The organism is Moritella sp. PE36 (assembly GCF_000170855.1).
Taxonomy (GTDB): domain Bacteria; phylum Pseudomonadota; class Gammaproteobacteria; order Enterobacterales; family Moritellaceae; genus Moritella.
Window position 1 is genome coordinate 23,327 of record NZ_ABCQ01000030.1, and the last position, 11,365, is coordinate 34,691.

Sequence of the window (11,365 nt, forward strand, 5' to 3'; positions counted from 1 at the left end):
AAAAATCCTTATTTACGGAACATTTTCAGCATACGCTCAGTAACGGCAAAACCACCGGCGATGTTGATAGTGGCAATAAATGTGCCGAGGAATGCGAGCAAGGTTACAAGACCACTCTCTGCGCCCATTTGGAAGAAAGCACCAAGAATAACAATACCTGAAATAGCATTAGTTACACTCATCAGCGGCGTATGTAATGACGCTGCCACATCCCAAATCAGGTAATAACCAATCACACAAGCCAGTGCGAATACCATTAAGTGATTTAAGAATTCAGCAGGAACATAACTTGCTAGCGCTGAATATGCCCAGATACCGCCACCGGCTAATAACGCCTTGTAGATACCCGTTTTTTTCTTTTCAGGTTTAGCTGGCGCTTCTTTCACTTCTTCTTTTTTCGCAGCTTGAGGTGCAGCTGAAACTTGAATCGGTGGCGCAGGCCAAGTAATTTCACCGTCTTTAATTACCGTTACACCACGTTGAACAACATCATCAAAATTGATGATCATTTCACCGTCTTTTTCTGGTGTAAGTAATTTAAGCAAGTTAACTAAGTTGGTACCGTAAAGCTGTGATGCTTGTGCTGGTAGACGACGTGCCATTTCGTTATAACCGATGACTTTAACGCCACCATCAGTGGTAATAACTTTATCAACGACACTTGGTTCAACGTTACCGCCATTCACAGCGGCTAAATCGACAATCACACTACCCGCTTTCATTGCATCAACCATTTCTTGGCTAATTAGGCGTGGTGCAGGACGACCAGGAATTAATGCCGTGGTAATGATGATATCAGCATCAGCAACTTGCTCAGCAAGCATCTTCTGCTCTTGAGCTTTATAGTCTTCGCTCATTACTTTCGCATAACCGTCGCCAGAACCAGCTGATTCTTCAAAATCAACCTCTAAGAACTCAGCACCCAAACTGGTGATCTGTTCTTTAACTTCAGGACGTGTATCGTACGCACGAACAATCGCACCTAAGCTACCCGCAGCGCCTACGGCAGAAAGGCCAGCAACACCAGCACCAATAATCAGTACTTTTGCAGGTGGTACTTTACCAGCGGCGGTAATTTGACCGGTAAAGAAACGGCCAAATTCATTTGCTGCTTCGATTACCGCACGGTAACCAGCGATATTAGCCATTGAGCTTAATGCATCAAGTGACTGTGAACGTGAAATACGCGGCACTGAGTCCATTGCTAAAACGTTAATGTCACGTTTTGCAAGCTTCTCTAGAAGTTCTTCATTTTGAGCTGGCCAAATGAAGCTGATTAATGAAGTGCCTTTTTGTAATAACTTAATTTCTTTGTCATTTGCTGGTGCATTAACTTTTAGTACAATATCAGAAGCCCAAACTTGTTTGGTATCTTCCGAAATTGTTGCTCCAGCCGCTTCAAAAGTAGCGTCATTAAAATTAGCTAGTTGACCTGCGTTGCTTTCAACCAACACAGAAAAACCTAATTTCTGTAACTGCTCAACAGTTGCTGGTGTGGCAGCAACTCGAGTTTCACCTTTGAGGCTCTCTCTTGGTATACCTATTTGCATCATCTGTTCCTGTCTGTTTCAACATCAAAGATAAAATACTACGTTCCATGTGTATCTCATATAGCATGAGGTACGGAGAAGCATAAGTACAAAGTATCGGATTCAAACCATTCATAATAAAAATGAAATGGGTTATTTGTCACTAACGATTGTTCACAAAAATGTGACTTAACGCAACAACAATTTATTTGACCTTACCGCATTTCAAATGGAATTTGGAATCTAAAATGTGGATTAAAAGTAAAATAGATCATTATCCATGTCGGATTAAAGCATCTTTGAAGTGTGGTTGACAAGATTAAATTGGTTTAATCTTCAATGATTTACATGACTAAGCAAAGAAGGTTTCGTTTGAAATGGTAGACGATATCGAAAGGCTATAAAATGAAAAAATGACACAGTGAAATAAAAAAACATATGTTGTTACTTTTTATTATAAAGTGTCATTTTTTTACATTTTATCGTTTTTGTTGGTAATTGATGGCTAATTTTACAGCTGCATAGGTTAATTTTTAGTTACAAAAAATAGAGATTCCACAATAAAACGGTTGTTTAAATGATGATTAATCAGCTATAGCTATCAAATCAAATGGTTTTACATATCAAACAGTGAAAACTGGCTCTGTAATTCCGTCACGATTCCTACACCATTAACGTTATATTTGCTGATCCTTCTAACTGTTTATCCTTAAACAGCAATAATGAATGAATATTACTGTCATAACTGGCCACAGAGAACAATTCGATATGATGATGTGGTGACTCTATATTCATCCGTAAAAAACCATTATGGATATGCCACTCGCCATGGAATTGCTCACTCATAAACAAAGGGCATAAGACCGCATCACGAGTTTGTAAACAGTCTAATTTAGCCGCTTGACCACAGTACGTTGTTTCTAGCCAATGAGAGTTCGCAACTTCAGGGTAGTCAAAGTCACGCTTACCCGCCTCCCACAAAATATACTCGCCAGAAGTACGAATAAAACGCGCTTCTTCGTCAGAAATATCAAGCACGGATTCAGACGCTAGTTCGCCTTGAGTTTCAAATTGATATAACAAGATTAATTTATCAGTTTCAGTTATCTGACCAAGCATGCTGTTACACTCTATTTGCGGGGGGTTATAATGTAACGGTAGCCAATATAAATAAAAATGCATGAATAAACTCACAGATGTATGATATCAATACAAGCAGTTGCAAAAAAACCAACATAGATCGCAGTTAACAAGGCTAATATGCCCTGTTTTTTACAGTTGCCATACTATCTATATACATAAATAGTTATCAACATGCTGTAATAGATAAATGCACTGCAATACGATAAATAAAAATATATCAAGATGACGTAAGAGATAAAAGGACACATATGGATACACATGTATTGGTGGTCGAAGACCAGCAGGATATCGCTAATTTAATTCGCATTAATCTAGAAATGATTGGCAAAAAAGTAACTTGTTGCCATAACGCTAAAGATGCATTTCAGCAACTGCGCGACAATGTGTTTCAGCTTATCTTGTTAGACTTAAATCTACCTGATATGGATGGACTCGATATATGTAAAAAAATAAGAATCAATGATGCCATCGTGCCAATCATGATGTTAACCGCCCGCACAGAAGAGCTCGATCGTGTTCAAGGCTTAGAAGCCGGTGCGGATGATTACCTTGCTAAACCATTTAGTGTATTAGAGTTACAGGCTCGGGTTAAAGCCCTGTTGCGTCGTAGTAATGTGCAAGCAATAAAAAATGTTGAACCTGAACAGATTAAGATTGCAGATTTAGTCATAGATCAAGCAACGCATAGTGTGTATCGAAATAAACAGTTAATCACACTAACCAGTACGGAGTTTTCGTTATTAGCCTTTTTAGCTAAATCGCCAGGTCGAGTATATAGCAGAGAGCAATTACTTGCCGAAGTATGGGATTATCATAACGACTGTTATGAGCATACTGTCAACTCACACATGAATAGATTAAGAAACAAAATTGAGCCAAACCCAGCAAAACCCACTTACATCAAAACTGTGTGGGGCGTTGGTTATAAACTGGAGGTCAGCGATGTCACATAGATCCTTATTAGGGCAGATAACATTCCCGTTGATTATTTTGTTTGTCACTATGACTGCGGGCTTGTTTTTTATTTATTGTGCAATTACCGATACCAACTCTGCCCGCGTAGAACAAACCCTACACAAAAATTTAGCTCAACAAATCATCCACTATTCAGAGGATTTACAACAAGGTGATATTAGTCGAACAGCACTAAAACCCGCCTTCCATAGCTTAATGCTACTTGGTCCTAGTTATGAAATATACATCACCGATAACCAAGGTAAATTATTAGTATATGCCGCAGAACCAAGTAAGATCAAACGTGATACGATTAATATAAAACCATTAGATAGCTTTATTAAAGGCGTTAACTATCCTATTTATGCTGATAATCCAAGAAGTCTTGATCAGCAAAAACTATTTTCAACAGCCCCTATATTTAAAGACCATCAAAAAATTGGTTATGTTTTTGTTATTCTCGGTGGAGATAAATACGACAGTATTGTGAAGAACTTAGCATTCGACAGTGATATGTATAAAATCCTTGCTGCCCTAGTCATCTTCTTCGCGTTAGCCTTCGCGCTGTTAGTCTTCATATTTGCACGACTCGTCAGGCCTATTAGTCAACTAGATCAAGATATAACTACTTTTGTCCAAAATGACTTCACCACGGTTTCAACATCAACACCGCATCAATACGCCGCGAATGAGATCATTAATTTACATAATAACTTTTCGTCATTAGAAAATAAAATACACAAGCAGTTAACGCAAATTAAATCAACAGAACAACTCCGTCGAGAAATGCTTTCACATATCTCTCACGATCTCAAAACCCCACTAGCCTCATTAAAAGGTTATCTTGAAACTTGGCTAATACAATATCCAGAGGCTGCTGGCAGTGACTTCATTCAAGTCGCGCAAAAGAATGCGAACCAATTACAGCGTCTTGTCGAGCAGATTATCGAGCTCGCTCAGCTAGACAGTAATACGGTGAGCCTATATCAAGAGCCCGTGGCAGTTGCCGAACTTGCGCAGGACGTCTTGAATAAGTTCCAACTACAAGCACAACAAAAAGACATCACTCTGTCAGTTGAACCTAAAGATCCTAGCCTACAAGCAATTGCCGATATTGCTAAATTAGAGCGGGTATTTACCAATTTGGTTGATAACGCCTTAAGGCACTGCCAACCCGGTGATAGTATTAAGATCCAATTACAACCGAAAGATAATCAGCTGATTATCAGTATTGCCGATTCAGGTGTGGGTATACCAAAAGAAGATGTAGCGCATATTTTCGATGCCCATTTCAGAGCTAAAAATACCGTCAATGGTCAACAAGGAAACTCGGGATTAGGACTCGCTATCGTAGCGAAATTACTGTCATTACATCATACCAAGATCTCGGTGTCGAGTGTATTGAGCCAAGGTACAACGTTCAGTTTTAGCTTACCGACAAGTGGGAGCATATAATGGGAACATGTAAATAGTACGGCAGCTTAGTCTTTATTGGCTAAGCTGTCGGTTTTGTTCTACATAATTCAACCCTGTATTATCTTTCATCCTAGCTCACAGTTTTGAATAGTTCTAAAGTACTCATATCATTCAGCCTGCAAATACCTTAATTCGTGCTAATTTTATATAAAAACTAAGTTACCACGACTTCCAACACTCTCGTTTAGGATGGACCCATATGCGAATATTGAAACTTACAGCTATTGTTTTATTTATCACGCTTGCCACAGGTTGTGCCAGCTTTGAAAAGAGCTCGTCTGTAGCTGCCGATCTACAACAAGATAAAATAACCAATCTAGCACTTAACCAACGAGTGCAAGACGCAATAACACAAGTTGAGCAAGATTACCTGCAGGCTAAAGATAAGAACTTCAGTTATTATGCCCCGCGTACTTGGCAGTCTGTTGAGCAGGATTTAGTGAGTACACGTAAACTAGTGAATAGATTTGATCCAAACAACCAGGGCTTCTTTGGTGGGCCATCAGAGAGTTCAGTATTGGCGAGTATTGCAGAAGTCAGTGACCAATTAATCCAAGCGCAAAAAATCAAGCAGCAAGTCACGACAATTTTAGCTCAGCCGTTAGCTGACATAGAATACCTGACCCCAAAAGTCGGTAAGGAATGGCAAAGAGAGCTCAACAATATTAACCAAAACATCATTCAATTCATTAATAATATTGAAAGAAATCGTGCGGTATCAAGACAAAAAGTTGATCGTGATAAAATACAGAAAAAAATTCATGCTCTCGAAATCAACATAGTGATTGCAGAATATTACGCCCCATTAGAAAAACAATTCCATCAGTTAAATAAGCGATTAATTCCACAAAGTTACAATAAGGTTTTGCTGGGTTTACAGCAGCTTAATAACGTTATCGCGACAGCGCCACGTGATACAACAGCGCTCACAGACACGGCAAGCCTGATTAAAAAAGATATACAAAGTGCTGAACATATCGCAGCCGATGTTAACTGGATCAATAACCTAGATAAAAACCAGCGTGAAGAAATTGTTTTACACTATCGTGCCACATTAGAAGGTTTAGGACTTAAATTTTTAAACCAAGATCTGTCTAACCTGTCATACAAAGCACAAGTAAGTACCTTTGAGCGTGAGTTGTCAGCTCAGTTAGCTGAGTTTGCAACAGAAGATAGTGATGTTGCAATTACTGACGATGCCGAAACTAAGATCGAAAACAACCTCATCGAAACCTCAACTGAAGATGTAACGGTTGAAACGACACAAGTAACGACAAACTCAATAGTGAACAACTAGTACTGAACAATTAATAGTGCCGGGACACAGTGTTTTCCAGTTGTGTCCCCCCTTAATTTTAGCTATAGCAGGCTTTAAATGAAGTTATTTTATTAGCTGTTGAATCTCATTTTTGGACATAACTGGCTTAGAATTATTGTACTAGCCGAGGTAATACACATTAGATTTTGTAGGGGACGTGAAGGAATCAAGCGGTTCCATTCACTCCCACTAAACATAACATGCGTTATGCGCAGTCGCATTAGCTATCCTTTTGGAAGATGATTATATGCTATTCCAGCTTCTTGGAATATTTTTTCAAGTGCTTCCTGAATCATATAGTCAGGATCTTTACGAGCTAATGATGTTCTAAACGATTCTCCAGTCACTATTAGCTGTTTATTTTCTGCATTTCTAAAATCAATTTTAATCTTGATTAAATAATTGGTCATATCCCATTGCCAATTGTCTACGTATGTAATCACTACGTCTGCATCTTCTGGGACTTCATTAGAATCAAGCGGTGTTGCAGGGTGTCCTAGTAAGGACAGCTTATCCGCAATAATATAATTTAGATTACGCTTGTCTGGTGTGAAATGCTGAACATAAATTTTACCCTTGCTCAAATTGGTTAATGACTGGCCTGGAGACACCGTTGCTTCAAGCCTCGTTACGCATCCAGTTGTCACGAAGAGTATGCTTAGTAGCATTAATGTTTTTATTACTTTCATTATTAATAACCCTGTTAATGAGTACGTTATAACTCAATTGTATAGATTTAAATGGAAACTATAATTTTTGATACACAATTTTATAGATTAATCATAATCTTACCATTGTATATTGCTTATGGGGTAGTTTGATTTAGGTTCTATAGCAGAATTTTTTAAATTGCATTTGAAAAACTAAATCATATTTAGATATTTGTAGCTGCAATGCTTCTTCCATTTTATCGCTGAAATTATGATCGCTAATATTTTCATGTTGTTTCGGCCTCATAAAGTTCTTGTTAGAGTCGAAATACAATCCAATTTAATAAAGGAATTTTTATGTCAGTTAAAGTATTAAAAGATAAGCGTGGTTTTACATTGGGAAAGATATCAACTGCAAGCAATGGTGTTCAGACAATAAAAGACAAGCAAGGCTTTAAGTTGGGGACTTACAATCCAAAGACTGATAAAACGAAGGATGCTAGAGGATTTAATGTTGGTTCTGGTAATTTATTAACTACTTTTTTGTAATTGTAGCTGAACAGTAAATTAGACCTCCTTATCGGAGGTTTTTGATCTGGAGATAAAATCGTCCCTGTACGGCCTATTGAACATAAAGACGATCACGCGCATAACGATGATCGGTATCGAAAGTCGTAAATGAATCGTCAAATTGTAAATTTGATTTAGGTGAAACATGCAACAGGCTTAGGTCGTGGGTATAAGTATTACTAAGTAATATTTATCTGTTGTCACAACAGGAAATTTCATTGGGATGTTTGATGGCCGTTAGCTACGTGCCTGGAATCATTCTTGGTGGGAGTTAGTTCGCTAGATTTAACGTAGCGAACCATCACTAGACTCTGATCTTACATAACATGCGTTATGCGCAGTGGTCGGAAGCAGTGAATGGACATATGACTTAGATTTATGCTTTAAATAATATGGTCAGAATTAGAGAAAGTATGGATAGATTAATACTGCTCGCCACTAATGAAGATGCCAAAAAAAAGGACTACTCAATTATTTTAACGACCAGCTCGAAACCGTGAAATATGATGTTGTGAAGTAAAAGATACGCCACGGGTTAAATATTAATTTGAGTGCTTGTTATATTCAGTAAACCGTTTTCGTTTTACTGAATATATGTTGTCAAAAAACGTTAGAGCAACAAAGGACATAAGTACCGAAATAAAACACAATAATAAAGGCGTTTTGAAACCATAGTACTGGGAGATAAGCCCCATAGAACTCGTCCCTAGCATAGTGCCTAGCAACATCGCATTGGTATAGATCGCCGATGCTTTACCAACACATTTTGGAGCAAGATCCTGCATCATGGTTACGCCTAACCCAACAAATATGCCAAAGAATAAACCGTTAGAAATTTGTAATACAAAAAAAGAGACGAAAGACGACGAAAAATACATACCAATATAAAAAATTGCGGCCGATATAAAACCAACTTTCAAGATTGTAGTTTTACCAAATCGTTGCGACCAACTTACTGCTAAGAGCATAACAGGAATTTCAATGGCAGCCGTAAAACCAAATAATAAGCCCGGGTACGATGTAGATAAGCCCAACTCTTGAGTCAAATAAATTGGCATTGTGTTGATATATGTACTGTTTGCAATATTAGCAAGTAATATTACACCACCTAAAAACCAAGCTGAGTTGGGTAATTTTTCAATACGCTCATTTCTTTTAGCGAGAGAGCTACTCACCGGAGCTTTCAATAATATGATGACTAAAACAATAACTGAACAGGCTATAAACGCGGCAAGATGAAAATTGGACTCAAACCCAAGTTTGTCCACAGACATGAAAGCCAACGGAGGACCAAAAATCCACAGCAACGATACCGAAGAGCGCATTTGTGAATTAAGTTTAGCGGTGTTTTTACCTGTTGAGTCCGCATATTTTCTAATAATAGTAAGAATAAGTGGAATGGACGATGACGCAATAGGCATCAACGTACACCCAATTAATAATGCATGCCAAAATTCACTTGCTAATGAGAACCCTATTGCTGATAGAACAATACCGACAAGAGAAATGACAAATAACAGCTTGCTTGATGTACCTTTATCAATGAGGATAGTTAGTCTTTGACTGACTATCACTGTCATAATTGCAGTTAAAGTAGTGTAAATGCCAATGAATGCTGGCTCCACATTCAATTCAGTAACTAAAAATAGGCTCATGACTGGAAGAACAAACGCAAACGCAAGTGCAGTAAGTCCGTTAACAGCAAATAAAACACCCGTTTGATTTCTAAACAATATACGTATCCTATAAAAAGCAAAATAACATCTATCTAACTGAGTGTATTGATATTATTTCTAGTTGGCAAGATCAACTTGAACGTTTTTTGACAAATTATGACGGCTTTACCACCATCTTTTACAAAATAATCCATCGAACCGTTATGAGATATAAATATGGTCAACTTAAGTTGCCAAGCTTATGCACAAAATATATGACAAATCGATATGAGTATATAGTGAGTGAACAACGGCTCTAACAAGGGAAGGGTCATATAGTCAATATAAGCCCTATTGAACATAAAGGTGATAATGCGCAGTGTCATTTCACTATTCTGTAAGTGCAATATAGTAATGTCACATTCTAACAATTTAGAGATGACACATTCTGATATGCTTGGTGATAATTAATCCAGGTATTGAGCTGTGCAATGTTGATTACTATGAGCGAAAAAGAACTGCATCGTTTAGGTGTTATTAAAGATATTTGTCATAAACGGATCACTCAAGTAGCGGCTGCTACACTGTTAAATTTAACCCGTAGACATATTCAGCGACTTGTTAATGCATACCGTCTTAATGGCGATCTTGGACTCGTATCTAAGCGCCGTAACATGCCAAGTAATCGGCGTTACCCAACCGAATTTAGAGAACAAATCCTCAACATAGTCAAAGATAAATACAGTGATTTCAAACCCACTTTTGCTTGTGAAAAACTATTAGAGAATCACAACATCAAGCTATCTAGTGAAACGCTCCGTCAATGGATGGTTGCAGATGGCCTGTGGACTGTTCGCCGTCGCAAGAAACGGCAAATCTATCAGCCCCGATATCGACGAGATTGTGTTGGTGAATTAATTCAAATCGATGGTTCTCATCATGATTGGTTTGAAGGCCGTTCACCTAAATGCTGCCTACTCGTGTTTATTGATGATGCGACAAGTAAATTAATGTCCCTTTATTTCTGTGAAGCTGAAACCACCTATGATTATATGAACGTAACACGTCAGTATATTTCTGAACATGGGAAGCCGATTGCACTCTATAGCGACAAGCATTCCGTCTTTAAAATCAATAATCCTAGTCGTAAAACAAGCAAGCAAATGACGCAGTATAGCCGAGCGTTATACGAGTTAAATATCGAGCTTATTTGTGCAAATAGCTCGCAAGCTAAAGGACGTGTAGAGCGTGCAAACTTTACGCTGCAAGATAGATTAATCAAGGAGATGAGGCTTGCTGGTATCAATACGATTGAAGAAGCTAATGCCTGGGTTCCACACTATATGTCACTCCATAACGCACGCTTTGCGTGCTTACCCCACAGTACCGACGATAAGCATCGCCTACTCCAAGAATCTAACGTGGAGCTTGATGATATATTTGCGCGTCAAGTGAGCCGCAGCTTAACTTCATCGCTTACATTGCAGTATGATAAAGTCATTTATATGCTCACACCTACCGATAAAACCAAGTGCTTAATAGGTAAAAAAGTCATGATTTATGATTACCCTGATGGCACGCTTTCCATTCAACATTGCGGTGAATCATTTGAATACAGCATATTTGATAAGCTTAGGCATGTTCAGCAAGCTGAGGTTGTGAGTAATAAACGATTGGGTGCGGTCTTAGCTGCGGCGAAGCGTTCACAGGATGAACGAGTAAATGAACCGAGTCGTAACCGTAACTCAAGAATGACAAGCCGCAAGGCGCCCAAGCGTTTGATGAACCCGATTTACCTTACTGATGTAGAGTTCAAGGCAAGTTCATCTCGGGATTAAAGGCATAACAATGTGACATTTCTAAATAAATAACCGATGTGACATTTTAAACTTGCCCTAACAGTCATTTCACTATTCAGGAAAAAAGTCCTCTCTAACGCTTATTTTACCCCTTTAAAACCAATTTTAACCCGTAATTCTGGATGGATCATTTTGCACTGTTATGGTGAATCTCACTTTCACGTTAATTTTTATTAAAAAGCTTGTTTCTAATGCTTTTTTAATATGGGAT

The 11,365-nt window shown here is 38.2% G+C and carries 9 protein-coding genes; 5 read left to right on the top strand and 4 right to left on the bottom strand.

All coding sequences use genetic code 11. The features are described from left to right. Window positions 1-8 precede the first annotated feature (8 nt). Both PE36_RS15490 and PE36_RS15495 read right to left on the bottom strand, forming a co-directional pair. Window positions 9-1,550, bottom strand: a complete 1,542-nt coding sequence (locus tag PE36_RS15490) for a Re/Si-specific NAD(P)(+) transhydrogenase subunit alpha (RefSeq protein WP_043994609.1) — start codon at window positions 1,548-1,550, stop codon at window positions 9-11. Window positions 1,551-2,192: 642 nt separating this feature from the next. Continuing rightward, the gene (locus PE36_RS15495) at window positions 2,193-2,648 is read right to left on the bottom strand and encodes a hypothetical protein (protein ID WP_043994611.1); all 456 of its coding nucleotides are present in this window, start codon (window positions 2,646-2,648) and stop codon (window positions 2,193-2,195) included. Window positions 2,649-2,920: 272 nt separating this feature from the next. Here PE36_RS15495 and PE36_RS15500 point away from each other — a divergent pair, with 272 nt between their 5' ends. From PE36_RS15500 to PE36_RS15510, 3 genes are all read left to right on the top strand, one after another. After that, complete coding sequence (locus tag PE36_RS15500; RefSeq protein WP_006032981.1) at window positions 2,921-3,625, top strand: response regulator transcription factor; 705 nt, start codon at window positions 2,921-2,923, stop codon at window positions 3,623-3,625. Then, complete coding sequence (locus PE36_RS15505) at window positions 3,615-5,081, top strand: cell wall metabolism sensor histidine kinase WalK (RefSeq protein WP_232286595.1); 1,467 nt, start codon at window positions 3,615-3,617, stop codon at window positions 5,079-5,081. The genes PE36_RS15500 and PE36_RS15505 overlap by 11 nt, the downstream gene beginning before the upstream one ends. A 220-nt stretch (window positions 5,082-5,301) precedes the next feature. Continuing rightward, window positions 5,302-6,399, top strand: coding sequence for a hypothetical protein (locus PE36_RS15510; RefSeq protein WP_006032983.1), 1,098 nt, complete (start codon window positions 5,302-5,304; stop codon window positions 6,397-6,399). A gap of 245 nt (window positions 6,400-6,644) precedes the next feature. Here PE36_RS15510 and PE36_RS15515 read toward each other — a convergent pair whose 3' ends face one another. Next, on the bottom strand, window positions 6,645-7,109 hold the full coding sequence (locus PE36_RS15515; RefSeq protein WP_006032984.1) for a hypothetical protein: 465 nt from the start codon (window positions 7,107-7,109) through the stop codon (window positions 6,645-6,647). 318 nt (window positions 7,110-7,427) lie between these two features. Here PE36_RS15515 and PE36_RS15520 point away from each other — a divergent pair, with 318 nt between their 5' ends. Further along, window positions 7,428-7,619 carry a hypothetical protein gene (locus PE36_RS15520; RefSeq protein ID WP_006032986.1) on the top strand — a complete coding sequence of 64 codons (192 nt, stop codon included), beginning with the start codon at window positions 7,428-7,430 and terminating at the stop codon, window positions 7,617-7,619. Between the two features lie 563 nt (window positions 7,620-8,182). On the opposite strand, the gene PE36_RS15525 is transcribed toward PE36_RS15520, so the two are convergent. Further along, window positions 8,183-9,373 (bottom strand): sugar efflux transporter, encoded by a 1,191-nt coding sequence (locus PE36_RS15525; protein WP_006032987.1) that lies wholly within the window; start codon window positions 9,371-9,373, stop codon window positions 8,183-8,185. 425 nt (window positions 9,374-9,798) lie between these two features. Here PE36_RS15525 and PE36_RS15530 point away from each other — a divergent pair, with 425 nt between their 5' ends. Continuing rightward, on the top strand, window positions 9,799-11,133 hold the full coding sequence (locus PE36_RS15530) for an ISNCY family transposase (protein ID WP_198138623.1): 1,335 nt from the start codon (window positions 9,799-9,801) through the stop codon (window positions 11,131-11,133). Window positions 11,134-11,365 lie beyond the last annotated feature (232 nt).